The organism is Pseudomonas sp. 91RF, assembly GCF_003576265.1.
GTDB classification, from domain to species: domain Bacteria; phylum Pseudomonadota; class Gammaproteobacteria; order Pseudomonadales; family Pseudomonadaceae; genus Aquipseudomonas; species Aquipseudomonas kribbensis.
Genome location: NZ_QWFC01000048.1, coordinates 73553 through 93523 on the forward strand (window position 1 = coordinate 73553; position 19971 = coordinate 93523).

Below are 19971 nucleotides of genomic sequence, written 5' to 3' on the forward strand. Positions count from 1 at the left end.
ACGCTTGAAGAGCCTGAGCCCGCCGCCGGAGTGTTTTGTGTTTGCCAATCTGTTGATCATTCTTGCCTCGTCCCTGGTGATGATTGCCCTGTTTCGCCGCCTGCGCCTGCCACCGGTGCTGGGCTACCTGTGCGTCGGGCTGATGGTCGGACCGAAGGCGTTCGACTGGATCAACGAGAGCGAGCATCTACCGGACCTTGCAGAGCTGGGCGTGGTGTTTCTGCTGTTTTCCCTGGGGCTGGAGTTCTCCCTGTCGAAAATGATTGCCCTGCGCCAAGTGGTTTTTCGTCTGGGCAGCCAACAGGTGCTGGTCAGCACAGCGCTGCTTGGAAGCGTGCTGATGCTGCTGGGCATGCCTCTTACCCCGGCGTTGCTGCTCGGCGCGGGTCTTTCGCTTTCGTCCACGGCGATCGTCACCAAGGAACTGGGAAGCCTCGGCGAAATCTTCAGCAGTCATGGCCAGAATGCGGTCGGGGTCCTGTTGTTTCAGGATGTGGTGGCCGTGTTGTTGCTGACGCTGGTACCCGTCTTCGCCGGCAGCAGCGATCAGGCCTGGTATTGGGCGTTGCCGCTGACACTACTCAAGACTGTCGTGCTGTTCATCGGCTTGCTGCTGGCCAGTCGCTGGCTGTTGCCACGCCTTTTTCAGGAGGTAGCGGCATCGCGCTCGGCCGAACTGTTCGTACTGTTGGCGCTGGTCATCGTGTTGCTAACGGCATGGCTGACTCACCTGCTCGGCCTGTCCCCTGCCCTCGGCGCGTTCCTGGCCGGCATGCTGCTGGGAGAAAGTCATTATCGGCATCAGATCGAGGCCGATATCCGGCCGTTCCGCGACATCCTGCTTGGCCTGTTCTTCGTCAGCATCGGCATGTTGATCGACCTGCAATTGTTCGCCAGCCACAGCCTGCCGATTATCGCCATGACCCTGGGTTTGCTGGTGATCAAGGGCTCAGTGGTGGCGCTGCTGGTGAAATGGCGTGGCAGCGACAATGAAACCGCCTGGCGCAGCGGCCTGTCTCTGGCTCAGGGTGGCGAATTCTGTTTCGCCCTGATGGCGCAGATGCAGCAGAACCGTTTGATGCCTGCCGATCTCGGAGCCCTGCTCCTCGCTGCGACGTTCTGCTCGATGCTGCTCACGCCGCTGATGTTGCGCGCGGCCCCCCGCATCGCTGCCGCCCTGCATCGCAAGCCCAATCAGAAAGCACAGATCGAACAGATCAGCGCCCTCAATGCCGGCCTCGATCAGCATGTGGTGATCTGCGGCTACGGCCGCGTCGGTCAGTCGATCGGGCGCTTCATGCGCAATGCCGGGCAACCTTACATCGCCCTGGACAACGACCCCGTACGTATTCAGGAAGCAGCCACCGTCGAACGCGACGTGCATTACGGCGACTCTGCGCGTGGCGACCTGCTGACTGCGGTCGGTTTGCTGCGCGCAAGGCTGCTGGTGATTGCCGTGGATAAAAGCGATGTGGCGTTGCGGGTGCTCAAGGAAGCCCGGCGACTCAACCCGAAAGTGCCGATTCTGGTGCGCACCCGCGACGACAGCCAGTGGGCCGAACTGAAAGCCGCCGGCGCCAGCGAAGTGGTGCCGGAGTTGTTGGAATCAAGCCTGATGCTCGCGTCCCACGCCTTGATTCTGCTCGGTCTGCCGGCACACCAGGTGCAGGAGAAAGTCGATCGGGTGCGCATCGACCGCTATCGCCTGCTGCATGGCTTCTACCCCGGTGCCGAAGATGAAGAGACCTAGTCCTGGCTTACTGCGCCGATCTTGTGCAGCGACAGGTCCGCGCCGTAATACTCCTGTTCCTGACTCAGGCGCAGACCATGCAGGGCCTTGATCGAACCGTAGACGGCAAATCCGCCAGCCAGGGCTACCACAACGCCCAACGCCGTACCGATCAACTGGCTGATCAGGCTGACACCACCGAGCCCGCCCAACGCGGTCGAGCCGAAGATCCCGCAGGCGATGCCACCCCACACGCCACACAAGCCGTGCAACGGCCAGACACCCAGCACGTCGTCGATCCGCCATTTGACCTGCGCCGCCGTGAAGCACCAGACAAACAGGGCACCGGCAATCGCACCGGTGACGAGTGCGCCCACCGGATGCATCAGGTCGGAACCGGCACACACCGCCACCAGACCGGCCAACGGGCCGTTGTGCAGAAAGCCCGGGTCATTGCGCCCGACAATCAGCGCCGCCACCGTACCGCCCACCATCGCCATCAACGAATTGACCGCCACCAGCCCACTGACGCCCTGCAGGGTTTGCGCGCTCATCACGTTGAAGCCGAACCAGCCGACGATCAGGATCCACGAGCCCAGTGCGAGAAACGGAATGCTCGACGGTGCGAATGCCACCAGCCGGCCATCGCGATAGCGGCCGTTGCGTGGCCCCAACAACAGCACCGCCGCCAGCGCCAGCCAGCCACCCATGGCGTGAACCACCACGGAGCCGGCGAAATCATGGAAGGAGGCGCCAAATCGCGCGGCCAGCCAGGCTTGCAGACCATAGTTGCCGTTCCAGATCATCCCCTCGAAAAACGGATAGATGAACGCCACGATCAGCGCCGTCGCACACAGCTGCGGAACGAACCGCGCCCGCTCGGCAATACCGCCAGAAATGATCGCCGGGATCGCCGCCGCAAAGGTCAGAAGGAAGAAAAACTTCACCAGCCCGTAACCATGATCGGCGCTGAGCACCGCCGCCGGTTGCAGGAACGTTACCCCGTACGAAATCCAATAGCCTATAAAGAAATAGGCCAGGGTCGATACGGCGAAGTCGCTGAGAATCTTCGACAGCGCGTTGACCTGATTCTTCTGGCGAACCGTTCCGACCTCCAGAAAGGCGAACCCGGCGTGCATGGCCAGCACCATGACCGCACCGATCAGAATGAACAACGTGTTGGAACTATGAACGAGCGTATCCACAGCGCTTTGCAGATTTTCCATGAAGAGGCAGACCCAAGGCTGAAAAAGGCACCAATGCGGTTCATGCAGACATTTCATGCACCAAGTTGCGACCGCGCAGTCATGACCCCATGGGGCCGATGAACCGCTTTGGCGCACGAGGTCGATGTCCTGAGCTGAACCCGTGTCATCCGGGCTATGATTTCCCGGCTTCGCGCCCGGCAACAGCGCACTGCTGCCGGGGAACGCACCACGACACAGCAAAAGATGTACCAGTCATTTGTACTGAACCTTCACGCAAGGCTCATACTCGAAAGTTTCAGAAGCCGCTTCAGACAGCCACTTACGGAGATCCCCAATGGCCAGCACCAAGGCAAAGACTGCTCAAGAAATCCTGATGAACGACTTCCAGACCCTGGTCAGCGACACCGAACGGTTGCTGGAACACACCGCCACGCTGGCCGGTGATCAGGCTGATGAATTGCGCGAACAGATCCACGAAAGTCTCCTGCGCGCGCGGGAAACCCTGAAGCTGACCGAAGACACCCTGCGCGAGCGCGGCCAGGCTGCGGTCACCGCCACCGAAGATTATGTGTCGGCCAACCCGTGGCAATCCGTGGGTATCGCCGCCGGCGTCGGCTTTTTGATCGGCCTGCTGGCCACGCGGCGCTGATCATGTCGATCGGTGAATCCGGCCCGACTGCGGGCACTGCCTCTTCCACACGGCGCCTGGGTGCAGCCGTCCTCGGTCTTTTGCACAGTCACGTCGAGTTGTTCGGCATCGAACTGCAGGAGCAGAAAGCACGCACCGTCAGCCTGTTGCTGTTCGCCGGCCTGGCATTGGTGTTTGCACTGCTATTGCTGGTCGGCCTGTCGACCCTCGTCCTGATCGTGTTCTGGGACACGTATCGGCTCGCCGCCATCATCGGCCTGTGCGTGTTCTACACCCTCGCTGCAATCTTCTGCGGGCTGCGCCTGAAAGCTGCGATCTTCGATGAATCCTCGCCCTTCCACGGCACCCTGGAAGAACTGGCCAACGACCGGGAGCGCCTGCTGCCATGAGCCTGCCTGAACTTCCGCACAACAGCTCGCGCCAGGAAATGCGCAAGGCCCTGATCCGCCTGCGCATGGAAATGCATCGTCAGGAAATCCGCCACGAAACCGGGCAGGTGCTGCAGCCCTTGCAACGCATGCGCGGCATGACGCAAAACCTGCAGGACGGTTTCGGCATCAAGCACGCGCCGTTGTGGGGCGTGGCCGCCGTGACACTGCTGGGGTTCCTGACCGGCAAAGGTGCGAAAAGCGGTGGCATCGGCGGCCTGAGCCGGTTGATCCGCCTCGGCACCAGCCTCGCGCCACTGATCAAACTGGTCATGCAGAACTCGGGCAAACGCTGAGTTCCACATCTGGCTGCATTCTTGCACTGCTGGCGGGATTGAATCTCTTCACCCGGAGATTCAATCCCGCTCGCCTATCCGGCCGGCAGGACCCGACCAGAACAACAATGACCAAGGAGGCCCCGTGATCGACGGGCAACCGCTCGCCTGCTTTCAGCCTTTCATCGATACCGCCACCGGACGCATTGCGGGCGTCGAGGCTCTGGGTCGATTGCGCCAGGTGCAAGGGCAACTGACATCGGTCGGGCCGTTGTTCGCCGACCCGCGAACGCCCGCTACCGCCCTGCGCCGCCTCGACCGGCAGATTCGTGACAATGCGCTGAGCCGATTTCACGAAGCACCGCCGGACTGGTTTCTCAGCCTGAACATGTCACCGCGCTGGATCAGCCGTTTGCGCGCCGACCAGGCGCTACCCAGCCTGAAACAACTCGCCCGGCATGGCGTCGACCCGCAGCGGATTGTCTTCGAGATCACCGAACTGGGCGGAAACAGTCAGCGTCTTTCTGAAGTGGTTGCACGCTATCGCGATGCCGGCGCGCGGATCGCCATCGACGATTTCGGCGCCGGCTATTCACAGCTGGATCGCGTGCTGGCCTTGCAGCCAGACATCCTCAAGCTCGACATGCGTCTTTTCCAGGCCGCCGCGCTCGGCGGGCCCAGCAGCGATGTGGTCAAGGCACTGGCGCAGATGGCCGAAAGGACCGGTTGCTGGATTATCGCCGAAGGCGTGGAGACCGAAGCACAGCTGAATTTCGCACTGGAATGTGGCTCACGCTACGTACAGGGTTTTCTGTTCGCGCGGGCGCAGGAGGCTTTTTTTGCGACGGATGCTTTCGTCCAGCGCTTCGCTGAACTGCGCCAGGCCTATGTGAAGCAGAAACTCGCCGAGCGCGGCAAGTTGATGTCCATGCGCCGACAGCTCGGCGAGTTGATGACGATTCTGCAGAACTGGGCTCAAACTCGCGCGCCGCTTAGTGCCTTGCCGCAACTGGACGCCTTTCCGTGGTTGCTGCGGTTTTATCAGTGCGACCGTCAGGGCACGCAACTGACGCCGAATCTGGAATGGCGGCAAAGCGGCTGGGTCGCCGACAACCGCTATCTGGGCCATAACTGGTCGTGGCGTCCCTACTTCTACCATCTGCTGGCCGAAGGCTGGGAAGAGCGCCGATTGACACTTTCCAACACCTACCGCGATGCCACCAGCAACCAGTACTGCCTGACCGCCGGGCAATTTTTCGACAATGGTGAACGCCTGCTGTTGATCGACATTGACGCCGCCGGGCTGTAGTTGCGCTTGCAGACACACGCTCGAACCGGGAAGCTAGGGCACCAGTCACCCGACGGAGAGAATCAGCCTTGGATTGGCAAACCCTGCTTAACCGCGAACGTCTCGGCAAACCGCTGCACAGCCCGCAGGAACTCGGCCGCAGCCCTTTCCACAAAGACCATGACCGCATCATTTTCTCCGGCGCCTTCCGCCGCTTGGGCCGCAAGACCCAGGTGCATCCCGTGTCGAGCAACGACCACATCCACACACGCCTGACCCACTCGCTGGAAGTCAGTTGCGTGGGCCGGTCGCTGGGCATGCGAGTGGGCGAAACCCTGCGTCGCGCCCTGCCCGAGTGGTGCGAGCCAAGCGATCTGGGCATGGTCGTACAGTCCGCCTGCCTGGCCCATGACATCGGTAACCCGCCCTTCGGCCATTCCGGCGAAGACGCCATCCGCCATTGGTTCCAGCAGGCTGCCGGGCGCGGCTGGCTGGATGCGATGAGTGACGCCGAACGCGGTGACTTCCTGAACTTCGAGGGCAATGCCCAAGGGTTTCGGGTTCTCACACAGCTGGAATATCACCAGTTCGACGGTGGCACCCGGTTGACCTACGCGACCCTAGGCACGTACCTCAAGTACCCGTGGACCGCGCGCCACGCCGACTCTCTGGGTTACAAGAAACACAAGTTCGGCTGCTATCAGAGCGAGTTGCCTTTGCTGGAGCAGATCGCCCACAAACTGGGCCTGCCACAACTCGAAGAACAGCGCTGGGCGCGTCATCCGCTGGTTTACCTGATGGAAGCTGCGGATGACATCTGCTACGCGCTGATCGATCTGGAAGATGGCCTGGAGATGGATCTGCTGGACTACGCCGAGGTCGAGTCGCTGCTGCTGGGTCTGGTCGGCGACGATCTGCCGGAAACCTACCGCCAGCTCGGTCCTCAGGATTCGCGCCGGCGCAAACTGGCGATCCTGCGGGGCAAGGCCATCGAACACCTGACCAACGCCGCCGCCCGGGCCTTCGTCGAACAACAGGATGCGCTCCTGGCGGGAACGCTGCATGGGGACCTTGTGGAGCACATGCACGGCCCGGCCAAACGTTGCGTGCTGAATGCCAAGGACATCGCCCGCAAGAAAATCTTTCAGGACAAGCGCAAGACCCTGCATGAAATCGGCGCCTACACGACGCTGGAGATTCTGCTCAACGCGTTCTGCGGTGCGGCCCTCGAACAGCACAACGGGCGTACGCCGTCGTTCAAGAGCCGCAGGATCCTCGACTTGCTGGGCAACAATGCGCCAGACCCGCACGGCCCGTTGCACGCATCGTTCCTGCGCATGATCGACTTCATCGCAGGCATGACCGACAGCTATGCCAGCGACATGGCCCTGGAAATGACAGGGCGCTCCAGCCATTGATACCTCGTCGCCCGCCCGGTCAGGCATTGACCGGGCGGGCACGCGACTTATCAAAAACAGGTTTCGGAACGCGCGACTGATGGGTATTCCAATCCTTTCCTTATATCCATGTTCGATTCTCGCCATGTATCGCCAACAAAAAACTGAAACTCATTGATGACTGACAAACATTAAACAAACAGGATTTTCAGTCACACCCGCCCCCATCATCGAACAAGTTCAACTCGCGAAGCCAGCCGCTACCTACGTCAAAACTAGTTCACACGTAGTCCCATTCCTCTTTATTTGTAGGACTGATCCTAGATTGCCACCGAGGTCCTGTCGGCTCATGCGACCGCTCTTTCATCTGAGCTAAGGTGCGCCCTTTATTAGTGTTCGCATGGGACTTTGTTATGAACTCCGTTTTTATTGTCGACGATCACCCGGTTATCCGTCTTGCCGTTCGAATGCTATTGGAACATGAAGGTTACAAGGTCGTCGGTGAAACCGATAACGGGGTCGATGCCATGCAAATGGTTCGCGAATGCGCCCCCGACCTGATCATTCTCGACATCAGTATTCCAAAGCTGGACGGCCTGGAAGTCCTTGCCCGTTTCAACGCCATGAGTTCTCCGTTCAAGACGCTGGTCCTGACTGCACAATGCCCGACGCTGTTCGGCATTCGCTGCATGCAGTCCGGCGCATCGGGTTATGTCTGCAAACAGGAAGACCTCAGCGAACTGGTCAGTGCCATCAAGGCGGTTCTTTCCGGATACAACTATTTCCCCAGCCAGGCCCTGAACCCTGTTCGCAATGACGATGTGCGCTACGCAGAGCTGGAACTTTTCAAATCCGTCAATGACCGGGAATTGATGGTATTGCAACTTTTCGCCCAAGGCCGAACAAACAAGGAAATTGCCAAAGGCATGTTTCTCAGCAACAAGACCGTCAGTACTTATAAAAAACGTCTGATGCAGAAACTCAAAGCCAGATCCCTTGTAGAACTTATTGAAATGGCCAAACGCAACGCACTCGTGTGAGAGACGACATGCCCAGTCGCTTGAAAAACTGCCTGATTGTATTGAGCGCATGCCTTGGATTAAGTGCTCATGCAGCAGGCGCCCCCGTCATCTCGCAAGACCTGGCCCTGCTCAGTCGCTCGACCGACAAGTCGCTTCCAGTCCTGCTCGATCATGCGCAAGGGGACTGGTTGCACAATCGCAATGAGTTGGTTCTGGGCACATCGGCACCCGACTATCCGCCCTTTGACATGACGGCCAGCGGCCGCGATTACGAAGGGTTCACGGCCGATTACGCCGGACTGATCGGTCAGGCAACCCGCCTGCCGGTCAGGGTCAAGCGCTTTGCCACACGGGACGCGGCGATCCGGGCACTGGTCGACGGCAGCATCGACATGCTTGGCACGTCCAACGGGCTGGAAGCGGAAAACGCCAACATCGTACTGTCCAGCCCATACGCCATCGATCAACCGGTACTGGTCACCCGCACGGGTGAAACCCGGTCTCTGAGCGAAGGTCTGGCCGGATTGCGGCTGAGCATGCTGTATCACTATCTGCCGCTGGACGAAGTCAAGGCGCTGTATCCCAAAGCACTCATCACCTCCTATCCGTCCTACCAGAATGCAATCAACGCCGTCGCCTTCGATCAGGCGGACGTATTTCTCGGCGACACCATTTCCACCCACTACATGATCAGCAAGGGGTATCTGAACAACATCCGCATGGCCAATTTCGGCAAGCACGAAGCCCACGGTTTCAGTTTTGCCGTACGCCGCGACAATCCTCAGCTGCTGGGCATCATCGACAGCGTGCTCAAGGCTGTCCCGGGCAGCGAGCGGGAAAACATCGCCAAACGCTGGAGTGCCGGCAGCGATACCTTGCTGACCGATCAGAAACTGCAATTGACCCATCGCGAAGAACAATGGCTGAAGAAACACCCGGTGGTGAGCGTGGTCGTCAACGAGGCCTTGGCCCCCCTGAGCTTCTTTGACACCGATGGCAACTTTCGCGGCATCAGCGCCGACCTGCTGGAACTCATCCGGTTGCGAACCGGCCTGCGCTTCGAAATCCGCCGCAGCCGCAGCGACGCCGAGATGATCAAACAGATCGAAAACCATCAGGCCGACCTGATCGCCGCCCTGCTGCCGACCGCCCAACGCGAGGAAACCCTGAAGTTCAGCCGCCCCTACCTTGAAAATTCCTATGTCCTGCTGACCCGCAAGGCTGCCGACAGTCCGACCCACCTGGGTCAGCTCAAGCGCAAGCGCCTGGCCATCGCCCAGGGCAACCCGATGATCGAGTACCTGCGCAACGAGTTTCCACACATCCAGTTGATCGAGACCCCGGACACTTTCGGTGCCGTGGCATTGCTCGACGAGGGTCAGGTCGAAGGCGCCGTGAACTCGCTGGTGATCGCCAACTACTTCATCGCCTCGCACATCTTCGAACACCCCTTGCAGATCACGACCACCATCGGCACCCGCCAGGCAGCCTTTTCCCTGGCAACCGCCAGAGACAACACCGAACTGGGCTCGATCATCGACAAGACCCTGATGAGCATATCGCCCGAAGAACTGGGCATCATCAATGGTCGATGGAGGGGATATTCAAGCCTTTCACAGGGCACCTGGCACCAATATCGGCGCCTGTTCTATCAGGTGATCGGGGCAGCCAGCCTGTTGTTGCTGTTGTCGATGCTCTGGAATGCCTACATGCGTCGCCAGATCAAACAGCGCAAGGCCGCCGAACGCGCCTTGAACGATCAACTGGAGTTCATGCGCTCGCTGGTCAACGGCACGCCTCATCCGATCTATGTGCGTGATCGGCAGGGATTGCTGCAAAGCTGCAACGACAGTTACCTTGAAGCCTTCAAGGCCAGACGCGAAGACGTCATCGGCAAGAATGTGATGGAAGGTGTTCTGAACAACGCCTTCGAAGCCAGGGCCTTTCAGGCCGACTATCAGCGGGTCGTGAACGAGGGCAGACCGCTCGTGCTCGACCGGCCGTTGCAAATCGGCAACCGGCGCATGACGATCTATCACTGGATCCTGCCGTACCGCGACTCCAGCGGCGATGTTCAGGGGATCATCGGCGGCTGGATCGACATCAGTGAACGTCATGAGCTGCTCGACGAGCTTCGTGCCGCCAAGGAGCAGGCCGATGATGCCAACCGTGCCAAGAGTACTTTCCTGGCGACCATGAGCCATGAAATCCGTACGCCGATGAACGCGGTCATCGGCATGCTCGAACTGACCCTCAAGCGCATGGACAAAGTGCATCCGGACCGCTCCAGCATCGAAACCGCCTACAGTTCGGCCAAGGATCTGCTGGGTCTGATCGGTGACATTCTGGATATTGCCCGGATCGAATCCGGGCGCCTGAGCCTGAGCCCCGAACGGGTCAATCTCATCGATACCATTGCGTCGGTAGTCAGGATTTTCGAAGGTCTGGCCCGGCAGAAACGGCTGGCACTGATGGTGAACGTCTCCCCGCCCGAACTGAACATCGACGTACATCTGGATCCCTTGCGTTTCAAACAGGTGCTGTCGAACCTGATCAGCAATGCCATCAAATTCACCGAAAAAGGCCAGATCAGGATCTCGCTGGAACTGCTGGACAGCCATGATCCCGCTTGCTCGCAGGTGCAACTGACGGTTCAGGACAGCGGCATCGGTATTACTGCCGAAGACCAGCGGCGGCTGTTCGAACCTTTCACCCAGGCCAGCCATGGCAGGAACCGGGCAATCGGCGGCACAGGATTGGGGCTGGTCATCAGCCGCAGTCTGTGCGAAATGATGGGAGGGCAACTGCAATTGAGCAGCCAGCCCGGGATCGGCACACAAGTGAGTGTGTCGCTGCCGCTGGCAATCATGCCCGCTGAGGTGAAAAGCCGGAAACACGAACCACAGATCCAGACCACCCTCACCCCCCTCAACGTTCTGGTGGTCGACGATCACCCGGCCAATCGCCTGCTGATGTGCCAGCAACTCGAGTTCCTGGGACACCGTTTCAGCATTGCCGAAGAAGGCCAGAGCGCACTGGAACAATGGAAAAACGGCGCATTCGATCTGGTCATCGCCGATTGCAACATGCCCGTCATGAACGGCTATGAACTGACCCGCGCAATCCGGCGCCACGAGAGCCTCACGCAACGCCCGACCTGCACCGTGCTGGGGTTTACCGCCAATGCCCAACCGGAAGAGGTACTTCGCTGCAAGCAGGCCGGCATGAACGAGTGCCTGTTCAAACCACTGAGCCTGAGTGCCTTGAGCCAATGGGTCGACAGTGTCCGGCCAATCCTCGATGCACCGGTGTTCCATGCACCTGCGTTCAACCTGCAGGGGCTTTATGCGCTGACCGGAGGGAACCCCGCTCAGACCAGGCGACTGTTGACCGAACTTCTGAAAAGCAGCCGGAATGACCGCCAGGATCTGCAAGCCTTGTCCCGCGGCCGGGATCACCTGGCGCTGGCCGAGATGGCGCACAGGATCAAAGGCGCTGCACGCATTGCCCAGGCATCACGCCTGATCAACAGTTGCGACGCACTCGAACAGGCTTGCCTGCAAGCATTGCCGGTGGAGGAGATCGAACGCCGATGGAAGGCGAGCAACTTCGCCATTCTTGAGCTGGAAAAGGCGTTGGAGCAGCAACTGACGTTGACCGACCACAGCAGAATGACCGGCCCTTAACTATGCTTGGACGCTGAGCAGTGTGTTTATCAACTCGGAGAGTCCGCAATGCCCAGCCCACTGCGCCCGGATCAACGCCGGTTCCCCTTGCACGTGCACATCAGCGTCATGTTCACCTTTCTGCTGTTGCTCACCGGGGTCGTGCTGGGGCTGTTCAACTACCGACAAACTACACAGATCATTCTGTCGAGCAGCGAAAAACTGTTCGAGCGCATCGAGCAGGATGTGCGCGTCGATCTGCAGTCAACCTATGCGCCGATCCGGCACTTGCTGAGCCTGCTCGCGGACAACCCCGGGACTCAGGCCTCCGCCCTTGAACAACGCCTGGCACTGCTCAAACCGTTCAGCCAGTCACTGGCGGACAACCCGGACCTGGCCTCGTTGTATCTGGGTTACGACAACGGTGATTTCTTCATGGTGCGGCCGTTGCGCACCGCCTCACTGAAAACCTTGCTAAAGGCGCCGGATGCAGCGGCCTATCAGGTCTGGAGCATCGAACATGACGCCAATGGCAGCGTCAGATCGCAATCGCTGTTTTTCAATCAGGCGTTGTCGGCGGTCGGTCGTCACGACAATCCGGACGATACCTACGACCCGCGCAGTCGGGGCTGGTACATCGGCGCACAAAAACAGAACGAGCAGATCACCACCGAACCCTACGTGTTCTTTTCCACCCACAATGTCGGCACCACCCTCGCCCGGCGCAGCGGTGATCATGCAGTGATCGCTGCCGACCTGACCCTCGACGCGCTGTCGGCGACCCTGACCAAACACGTGGTGACGCCAGCGACAGAAATCGTCCTCTTCGACGCCGAAGGCAACGCCGTAGCGTACCCCGACAGCAGCCGGCTGATCGTCGATGACCGTACTGCGCGCCTGGCCAAGGCAGCCGACCTGAGCCCGGGCCTGCATGCCCTGCTGTCTGCCGATCATCAGGGCAAACGCCTGAATGCTGACGGACGACGCTGGATCGTCGCCCGCAGCAGCCTGCAGGAAGGTGGCCCTAAAGGTTTGCAGATGGCCTTGCTGGTGCCGGAGGACGAGTTGCTGGTCGATGCCTATCGCATGCGCTGGCAAGGTGCGTTGATCACCCTCGCCACCCTGCTGTTGTGCCTGCCGCTGGGCTGGTTGATCTCGCGGATTCTGGTCAAGCCGCTGCATGCACTGGTCAAGGAAGCCGACGCCATCCGCAGTTTCGATTTCAACTTTCCCGTGACCCGTCGCTCGCCGGTGCTGGAGGTTGACCAGTTGAGCCTGTCGATGGCGCGGATGAAAGACACTTTGGCCAGTTTCTTTCGCATCACCGACAGCCTGACCGCCGAAACCCGCTTCGCCCCGCTGCTGCAACGGGTGTTGTTCGAAACGGTGCAGATTGCCCAGGCTCAGGCGGGGCTGATCTACCTGCGGGAAAGTGATGGCAACCGTATGGAGCCTTACGGGCTGGTGGTCGATGGCACCTCACAGACGCTGGCTGCCTTCGATATCCAGGGACACAACCTCGACGCCACCCAGGGCCCCGGCTGGTTCGAGCAACTGGCGAAGGCCGACAACGTAGTGAGCAGCCTCGGCTTCGAACAGGCTGCCGACCTGCAAAAAGTACTGCTGGCCATGGAAACGCCGCGCGTACACCTGATCGGGATCCGCCTGCACAACCAGCACAACGAAACAATCGGTCTGCTGATATTGCTGATCAGCGACAGCGGCACCCCGGCCGACCTGGAAAAACTGCGCCCCGACCGCATCGCATTCCTGCAAGCGGTGTCCGGCGCGGCGGCGGTGAGCATCGAGAGCCAGCGCCTGCAAGCACGGCAGAAACAGCTGCTCGATGCGTTCATTCAACTGCTCGCCGGCGCCATCGATGCCAAGAGTCCCTACACCGGCGGCCATTGCCAGCGCGTGCCGGAACTGACCCTGATGCTCGCCCACGCCGCGGCGGCGAGCGAAGCCCCGGCCTTCAGCGACTACCAGCCCAGTGAGGATGAATGGGAAGCCTTGCACATCGCTGCGTGGCTGCATGACTGCGGCAAGGTCACGACGCCGGAATACGTCGTCGACAAAGCCACCAAACTGGAAACCCTGAACGATCGCATCCATGAAATCCGCACCCGGTTCGAAGTGCTCAAGCGCGATGCCTGGATCAGCTACTGGCAAGCTCTGGCATCGGGTGGGGACGAACGACAACTGGCCAGCCTGCGCGACACGACGTTGACGGCTCTGGATGACGATTTCCGTTTCGTCGCCCGCTGCAACCTGGGCAGTGAGGCCATGGCTGAAGCCGATCTTCAGCGTCTTGAGGGCATTGCGCAGCGCACCTGGACACGCACGCTGGACGATCGGCTGGGCGTGTCCTGGGAGGAAAACCGGCGGCAGGCACGCACATCGGCGCCCCTCTTGCCCGTCAGGGAAAAGTTACTGTCCGACAAGCCGGAACACCTGCTCGAGCGCGCCGACAGCGAACTGATTCCGGAGGACAACCCATGGGGGTTCAAACTCGACGTCCCGCGCTACAAATACAACCGCGGCGAGCTGTACAACCTGAGCATTCCTCGCGGCACGCTGACCCGGGAAGAACGTTACATCATCAACCATCACATGGTGCAGACGATCCTGATGCTCAGCCATCTGCCCTTCCCCGGGCATCTGAACAACGTGGCGGAAATCGCCGGCGGCCATCACGAAAAAATGGACGGCACCGGTTACCCGAAACGTTTGAAACGCGAGGAAATGAGCCTGCCGGCACGGATGATGGCGATTGCCGACATTTTCGAAGCGCTGACCGCTGCCGACCGCCCGTACAAAAAGGCCAAGACCCTCAGCGAGGCGCTGGGAATCATGGCCACCATGTGCCGTGAGGCGCATATCGATGCCGAGCTGTTCAGCCTGTTCATCCGCGAAGGCCTTTACCTGCAATACGCCAGTCGGTTCCTCGACCCGCAACAGATCGATGCGGTGGATCCCGCCAGCGTGCTGCGCAAGGCCGGCCTTGCAGCGTGATCAGCAGTCGGTCAGGCGCAGGAAGATCGCCGCCAGTCGTTCGATACCGGCCTGATCGTCCGCGCCGAAACGCGCAAGCTTCGGACTGTCGAGATCGAGTACACCGATCAGGCGACCGTCCTTGACCAACGGCACCACCAGTTCGCTGTTCGATGCGCTGTCACAGGCGATGTGGCCGGGGAACGCGTGAACGTCTTCGACCCGTTGTGTCTGCAGACTGGCCGCCGCCGCGCCACACACACCACGACCGAACGGAATGCGCACGCAGGCGATCTGACCCTGGAACGGGCCGAGCACCAGCTCTTCATTGCGATTGAGGTAGAAGCCAGCCCAGTTCAGATCATCGAGCTGGTTGAACAGGAACGCCGAAAACTGCGCGGCATTGGCGATGAAATCGCGCTCATCCGCCAGCAGCGACTCCAGTTGTGCGGCCAACATGCCATAGCCTTCGAGGCCCTGGCCGCTCTGTTGCAAATCAATCATGCCTTGTGCTCCAGCAATTTCAGTCCCACCCAGTAACGGGCGAATTGGTACGCGCAACGTCCGTTGCGGTTGCCACGGCCGGTCGCCCAGCGCACGGCGAGAATGTCCAGTTGTTCGTCGCGCTGCCAGGTCAGGCCGGCCTTGGCGGCCAGTTGCCCGATCCAGTGTTCGACGACATTGAGAAAATGTTCCTGTGTAAATGGATAGAACGACAGCCACAGGCCAAAGCGATCCGACAGGGCGATCTTGTCTTCCACCGCTTCGCTTGGATGCAGCTCGCCGTCGACGCGCTTCCAGTTTTCGTTGTCGCTTTCCTTTTCCGGCACCAGATGGCGACGGTTGGAGGTGGCGTACAGCAACACGTTGTCTGGCGCCTGCTCCAGCGAGCCATCGAGCACGCTCTTCAGCACGCGGTAATCGCCTTCGCCGGATTCGAACGACAGGTCATCGCAGAACAGCACGAAACGCTGCGGCAGCTTGGCGATCTGCTCCACCACACGTGGCAGGTCGGCCAGGTGATCGCGCTCGATCTCGATCAGGCGCAGGCCGGCCTTGGCGTGCTCGGCCAGCAGCGCCCGTACCAGCGAGGATTTACCGGTACCGCGCGAGCCCCAGAGCAGCGCATGGTTGGCCGGCATGCCGTCGAGGAACTGCTGGGTATTTCGGCCCAGTTGCTCCAGTTGCCGATCGACACCGATCAAGTCCGACAGACGCATGTCGAGGCTGACTTCCAGCGGCAGCAGATAGCCGCTGCGACCGTCACGCTGCCAGCGTGCGGCCAGGCAAGTGCCCCAGTCGATGACCGGGCGTGGTGCCGGCAGCAGTGGTTCGATCCGCGCCAGAACCGATTCGGCGCGCTCAAGAAAAGCATTCAATCGGGAATCCACGTCTTCTCCTCGGGCTGGTTCACAGTAATGATGGCGATACAGCGACGACCGATAGCGTTCGACACCCGGCCCGGCCCTTGTTACAAGGCGATGCGGGAACTCCGGTATCCATGCATGATCGACTATGCTTGAGCAGCGAAGGGAAACGTAAGTGGTTCAACACCCCATGGATATCAAATTCACCCACCGGCTGTCATACAAACAGGCCCGGCTTACCGTGCTGGTCGGGTTTATTCTGGGCACGCTGCTCAGCCTGCTGCAAATCGGCATCGATTATGCCAGTGAAGACGCCTCCATCAACCGTGAAATCCTGTCTTTGCTGGAAATCAGCCATAACCCGGCCTCGCGTATCGCCTATAACATCGATGCCGAGCTGGCCCAGGAACTCACGCTGGGCCTGCTGCGCTCGCCGGCCATCATTTCCGCGCAACTGACCGACAACAATCAGACGGTGCTGGCCAGCGTCAAACGCCCGGAGCTGCAAAGCGGCTACCGGTTGATCAGCGACTTTCTGTTCGGCGCCAAACGCGAGTTCGAAGACCGGCTCTATCTCGACCACTTGCCCAACGAATCCCTCGGTACGTTAAGCCTGGAAGTGGACACCTATGCCTTCGGCAGCCGCTTCCTGCGCCGGGCCGAAATCACGCTGCTCAACGGGTTTGCCCGCAGCCTGATCCTGACCGGCATCCTGCTGGCGCTGTTCTACGTGATGCTGACCAAACCACTGGTGCGGGTGATCCGTGAACTCAGCGGACGCGATCCGCGCAGCGCCGAACCGACAACACTGGAATGCCCGGGCGGACACGCCAACGACGAGATCGGCGTGCTGGTGAAGGTCGCCAACCAGCAGTTCGAGAACATCGCCACGGAAATCCAGCAACGGCGCACCGCAGAGAACCGCCTTACCGACTACCTGGCTCAACTCGAAGACATCGTGTCGGCACGCACCGCCGAACTTAAGGCAATCAACGCCCGCCTCAGCCAGTCAAACGAGGAACTGGAGGTCGCGCGCAGCACGGCGCTGGACATGGCCGAGGCGCGCTCGGCGTTCCTTGCCAACATGAGCCACGAGATACGTACTCCGCTCAACGGCCTGCTGGGCATGATCGCGCTGTCCCTCGACGGCCCGCTCAATGGCGAACAACAGCAGCAACTGTCCATTGCCCACGACTCAGGCAAGGTGCTGGTGGAGTTGCTCAACGATATTCTCGACCTGTCGAAATTCGATGCCGGGCAACTGGAGCTGGAACACATCCCGTTCGACCTCGGTTCGCTCGTTGAAGACACCGCCAACCTGCTGTCGCAGAACGCCGCGCCCAGCGTCGAGCTGACGTGCCTGATCGATCCGCACTTTCCGGCGCTGGTACTCGGCGATCCGACCCGGGTCAGGCAGATCGTCAGCAACCTGCTGTCCAACGCACTGAAATTCACCCGCTTCGGACGGGTCGATGTGCGTTTGTCGACCTGGAAGGACGGCGTGCGCATCGAGGTCTGCGATACCGGCATCGGCATCGCCCAGGAAGCCCAGGTGAAGATTTTCCAGCCGTTCACCCAGGCCGGGGCCGGTATCACTCGCCAGTACGGCGGCACCGGACTGGGCCTGGCGCTGACCTACAACCTGTGCGAAGCCATGGAGGGACGCCTGACGATCAGCTCGGAAGTCGGTTTCGGCAGTCAGTTCTGTGCCGAACTGCCGCTGCCCTGCCACACCCGCGCGGTCATTCCGGCACAACTGCATGGCAGCGTGCTTGCCATCACCACGGCGGCCAGCGGCCTGTCAGAGCTGCTGAGCAGTCTGTTACCCGTATGGGGCCTGTCGTACGAACAGCGCACGATTGAAGCGTCACTGCTCGGCCCGTCACCGGACATCATCATCACGGATTGCCCTGAATGCCTGTTCGGCCTGCGGCCGACCATGACTGCACCGATTCTGCTGGTGACCGCCTACGGCAGCTTCCTGCCGGGCGAAGAAGCCGCCGCCCTCGCCCCGCTGCAACAACAGGCTCGCCCCCTGGCACGCAACGCGCTGTATCAGAATCTGCGCAGAACCCTGCAACCGGACATCACCACCATCGACCGCGGGCGGCTGGAAAGCGTGCCCTCTCAACGTCGCGGGCGGGTGTTGCTGGTGGAAGACAATCCGGTCAACCAACTGGTGGCCAAGGGCATGCTCGGTAAACTCGGTTGCGAGGTCATCGTCGCGGCCCATGGCGCAGAAGCACTGGATCAACTGGAACACCATGAATTCGATCTGGTGCTGATGGATTGCAACATGCCGGTGATGGACGGTTACGAAGCGAGCCGGCAGATCCGCCAGAGCGGTCGCTGGCCGCACTTGCCGATCGTGGCGTTGACGGCCAACGCCATGTCCGAGGAACGCGAGCGCTGTCGGGCGGCGGGCATGAGCGATTACCTGGCCAAGCCCTTCCGCCGCGAAGAACTGGCCGCGCTGCTGGATCAGTGGATACCGACTACGACAGCGCTTTGATTTGCCCCAGCAGATGATCAAGCCCGGTGCGCAGCTCGTTGAGCCGATCCAGGTCCACGCCGCTGTCACACAACAGGCGATCCTTCAACGGCCCGACCTGCTCGCGCAGCGCCAGCCCCTGAGGCGTGAGGCTCAAGTGAACCTCACGCTCGTCCCGCGCCGAACGTTGACGCTGCACCAGTTGCAGTTGCTCCAGGCGCTTGAGCAGCGGCGTCAGCGTCCCGGAATCCAGCGCCAGACGCTCGCCCAGTGCCTTGACCGTCGGTTGCTCCGGCGCCGCTTCCTGCCATTCCCACAACACCAGCATCGCCAGATATTGCGGGTAGGTCAGGCCAAGCTGATCGAGCATCGGCTTGTAGGCACGAATCACGGCCCGGGACGCGGAATACAGCTTGAAGCACAACTGACTGTCGAGCTTCAGGGCATCGGTGGACAGTTCATTCATTTGAGCAGGGCTTCGATCTCGCGACTCAAGTCCTGCGGCTTGGTGGCCGGGGCGAAGCGCTTGACCAACTGGCCGTCCTTGCCGATCAGGAATTTGGTGAAGTTCCACTTGATGCCCTGGGAACCCAGTACGCCCGGTGCGCGCTTCTTCAGTTGCACGAACAGCGGATGCGCACCGGTGCCGTTGACTTCGATCTTCTTGAACAGCGGGAAGCTGACGCCGTAATTAAGCTCGCAGAACTCGCTGATCGCCCCCTCGTTGCCGGGTTCCTGCTTGCCGAACTGGTTGCACGGAAAGCCCAGCACCACCAGCCCTTGATCCTTGTACGTCTGCCACAGCTCCTCAAGGCCTTTGTACTGCGGGGTGAAGCCGCATTTGCTGGCAGTGTTGACCACCAGTACTGCCTTGCCGGCGAAATCGGCCAGGGTCTTTTGCTCACCCTTGATGGTGGTGCACGGGATGGTCAGCAGGTTATCGCTCATTGGTGCGCACTCCGGGAAGTTGAGAAGCTGAAAAAATAGCGAGCAATTGAATTGTGTGCAATTTAATTATCCGAAAGGCGATCCAAAGATCGCCCGCATCGGCTATTCGCGCGGCACCAGGTCCAGGCACACCGAGTTGATGCAGTAACGCAGACCGGTCGGCGGCGGGCCGTCGGGGAATACGTGGCCGAGGTGCGCGTCGCAGCGGGCGCATTTCACTTCGGTACGGATCATGCCGTGGCTGGTGTCACGGATTTCAGTCATGGCGCTCTCGCCGATCGGCGCATAGAAGCTGGGCCAGCCGCAACCGGAGTCGAATTTGGTCCTGGAATCGAACAGCGGCTCGTTACAGCAGACGCAGTGATAGACGCCGTCAGTCTTCGTGGCGTTGTACTTGCCGGAGAACGGTCGCTCGGTAGCACTGAGACGACACACGTTGTATTGCTCCGGGTCGAGCATCGCGCGCCATTCTTCCAGGGTCTTTTCTATCTTTTCCATCATCACACCTCA

General features: G+C 60.5%; 16 protein-coding genes. 10 read left to right on the top strand and 6 right to left on the bottom strand.

Translation table 11 applies throughout. The features are described 5' to 3' along the window. The first annotated feature begins 37 nt into the window (after positions 1-37). Positions 38-1750, top strand: a complete 1713-nt coding sequence (locus DXT77_RS25190) for a monovalent cation:proton antiporter-2 (CPA2) family protein (RefSeq protein WP_119429614.1) — start codon at positions 38-40, stop codon at positions 1748-1750. On the opposite strand, the gene DXT77_RS25195 is transcribed toward DXT77_RS25190, so the two are convergent. Continuing rightward, a complete protein-coding gene (locus DXT77_RS25195) occupies positions 1747-2955 on the bottom strand; it encodes an ammonium transporter (RefSeq protein WP_119429615.1) in 1209 nt (402 codons plus the stop codon). The genes DXT77_RS25190 and DXT77_RS25195 overlap by 4 nt on opposite strands. Before the next feature lie 316 nt (positions 2956-3271). Here DXT77_RS25195 and DXT77_RS25200 point away from each other — a divergent pair, with 316 nt between their 5' ends. The 8 genes from DXT77_RS25200 to DXT77_RS25235 all read left to right on the top strand — a co-directional run bounded on the left by DXT77_RS25200 (position 3272) and on the right by DXT77_RS25235 (position 14676). Next, positions 3272-3586 (top strand): YqjD family protein, encoded by a 315-nt coding sequence (locus DXT77_RS25200; protein ID WP_085710739.1) that lies wholly within the window; start codon positions 3272-3274, stop codon positions 3584-3586. Between the two features lie 2 nt (positions 3587-3588). Further along, positions 3589-3975, top strand: a complete 387-nt coding sequence (locus DXT77_RS25205; RefSeq protein ID WP_065257074.1) for a phage holin family protein — start codon at positions 3589-3591, stop codon at positions 3973-3975. Further along, positions 3972-4310, top strand: coding sequence for a hypothetical protein (locus tag DXT77_RS25210; RefSeq protein ID WP_119429616.1), 339 nt, complete (start codon positions 3972-3974; stop codon positions 4308-4310). The genes DXT77_RS25205 and DXT77_RS25210 overlap by 4 nt, the downstream gene beginning before the upstream one ends. Before the next feature lie 124 nt (positions 4311-4434). Beyond that, on the top strand, positions 4435-5598 hold the full coding sequence (locus tag DXT77_RS25215; RefSeq protein ID WP_119429617.1) for an EAL domain-containing protein: 1164 nt from the start codon (positions 4435-4437) through the stop codon (positions 5596-5598). 68 nt (positions 5599-5666) lie between these two features. After that, the gene (locus DXT77_RS25220; RefSeq protein ID WP_085710742.1) at positions 5667-6995 is read left to right on the top strand and encodes a deoxyguanosinetriphosphate triphosphohydrolase; all 1329 of its coding nucleotides are present in this window, start codon (positions 5667-5669) and stop codon (positions 6993-6995) included. A 392-nt stretch (positions 6996-7387) separates the two neighbouring features. Next, positions 7388-8014: a response regulator transcription factor gene (locus DXT77_RS25225; protein WP_119429618.1), complete on the top strand. Its 627-nt coding sequence runs from the start codon at positions 7388-7390 to the stop codon at positions 8012-8014. Positions 8015-8022: 8 nt separating this feature from the next. Beyond that, positions 8023-11682, top strand: a complete 3660-nt coding sequence (locus DXT77_RS25230) for a transporter substrate-binding domain-containing protein (protein ID WP_119429619.1) — start codon at positions 8023-8025, stop codon at positions 11680-11682. A 48-nt stretch (positions 11683-11730) separates the two neighbouring features. Next, positions 11731-14676 carry an HD domain-containing phosphohydrolase gene (locus tag DXT77_RS25235; protein WP_119429620.1) on the top strand — a complete coding sequence of 982 codons (2946 nt, stop codon included), beginning with the start codon at positions 11731-11733 and terminating at the stop codon, positions 14674-14676. Here DXT77_RS25235 and DXT77_RS25240 read toward each other — a convergent pair whose 3' ends face one another. Then, a complete protein-coding gene (locus tag DXT77_RS25240; RefSeq protein WP_119429621.1) occupies positions 14677-15159 on the bottom strand; it encodes a GAF domain-containing protein in 483 nt (160 codons plus the stop codon). Beyond that, positions 15156-16046: an ATP-binding protein gene (locus DXT77_RS25245; protein ID WP_085710747.1), complete on the bottom strand. Its 891-nt coding sequence runs from the start codon at positions 16044-16046 to the stop codon at positions 15156-15158. The genes DXT77_RS25240 and DXT77_RS25245 overlap by 4 nt, the downstream gene beginning before the upstream one ends. A 166-nt stretch (positions 16047-16212) precedes the next feature. Here DXT77_RS25245 and DXT77_RS25250 point away from each other — a divergent pair, with 166 nt between their 5' ends. Next, positions 16213-18534, top strand: coding sequence for a response regulator (locus tag DXT77_RS25250; RefSeq protein ID WP_119429622.1), 2322 nt, complete (start codon positions 16213-16215; stop codon positions 18532-18534). Here the strand turns inward: DXT77_RS25250 and DXT77_RS25255 are convergent. The 3 genes from DXT77_RS25255 to msrB form a co-directional block, all read right to left on the bottom strand. After that, positions 18518-18979, bottom strand: a complete 462-nt coding sequence (locus tag DXT77_RS25255) for a MarR family winged helix-turn-helix transcriptional regulator (RefSeq protein ID WP_119429623.1) — start codon at positions 18977-18979, stop codon at positions 18518-18520. The two genes, DXT77_RS25250 and DXT77_RS25255, sit on opposite strands and share 17 nt — an antisense overlap. Continuing rightward, complete coding sequence (locus DXT77_RS25260; RefSeq protein ID WP_085710750.1) at positions 18976-19461, bottom strand: glutathione peroxidase; 486 nt, start codon at positions 19459-19461, stop codon at positions 18976-18978. The genes DXT77_RS25255 and DXT77_RS25260 overlap by 4 nt, the downstream gene beginning before the upstream one ends. Before the next feature lie 102 nt (positions 19462-19563). After that, on the bottom strand, positions 19564-19959 hold the full coding sequence (gene msrB, locus DXT77_RS25265; protein ID WP_119429624.1) for a peptide-methionine (R)-S-oxide reductase MsrB: 396 nt from the start codon (positions 19957-19959) through the stop codon (positions 19564-19566). Between the last annotated feature and the right edge of the window lie 12 nt (positions 19960-19971).

Bases quoted from the DNA above. Each gene is read 5' to 3' on its own strand.
- DXT77_RS25235 (WP_119429620.1), top strand. From the start codon at position 11,731: ATGCCCAGCCCACTGCGCCCGGATCAACGCCGGTTCCCCTTGCACGTG.
- DXT77_RS25260 (WP_085710750.1), bottom strand. From the start codon at position 19,461: ATGAGCGATAACCTGCTGACCATCCCGTGCACCACCATCAAGGGTGAG.
- DXT77_RS25205 (WP_065257074.1), top strand. From the start codon at position 3,589: ATGTCGATCGGTGAATCCGGCCCGACTGCGGGCACTGCCTCTTCCACA.
- msrB (WP_119429624.1), bottom strand. From the start codon at position 19,959: ATGGAAAAGATAGAAAAGACCCTGGAAGAATGGCGCGCGATGCTCGAC.
- DXT77_RS25250 (WP_119429622.1), top strand. From the start codon at position 16,213: ATGGATATCAAATTCACCCACCGGCTGTCATACAAACAGGCCCGGCTT.
- DXT77_RS25230 (WP_119429619.1), top strand. From the start codon at position 8,023: ATGCCCAGTCGCTTGAAAAACTGCCTGATTGTATTGAGCGCATGCCTT.
- DXT77_RS25240 (WP_119429621.1), bottom strand. From the start codon at position 15,159: ATGATTGATTTGCAACAGAGCGGCCAGGGCCTCGAAGGCTATGGCATG.
- DXT77_RS25255 (WP_119429623.1), bottom strand. From the start codon at position 18,979: ATGAATGAACTGTCCACCGATGCCCTGAAGCTCGACAGTCAGTTGTGC.
- DXT77_RS25195 (WP_119429615.1), bottom strand. From the start codon at position 2,955: ATGGAAAATCTGCAAAGCGCTGTGGATACGCTCGTTCATAGTTCCAAC.
- DXT77_RS25200 (WP_085710739.1), top strand. From the start codon at position 3,272: ATGGCCAGCACCAAGGCAAAGACTGCTCAAGAAATCCTGATGAACGAC.
- DXT77_RS25210 (WP_119429616.1), top strand. From the start codon at position 3,972: ATGAGCCTGCCTGAACTTCCGCACAACAGCTCGCGCCAGGAAATGCGC.
- DXT77_RS25225 (WP_119429618.1), top strand. From the start codon at position 7,388: ATGAACTCCGTTTTTATTGTCGACGATCACCCGGTTATCCGTCTTGCC.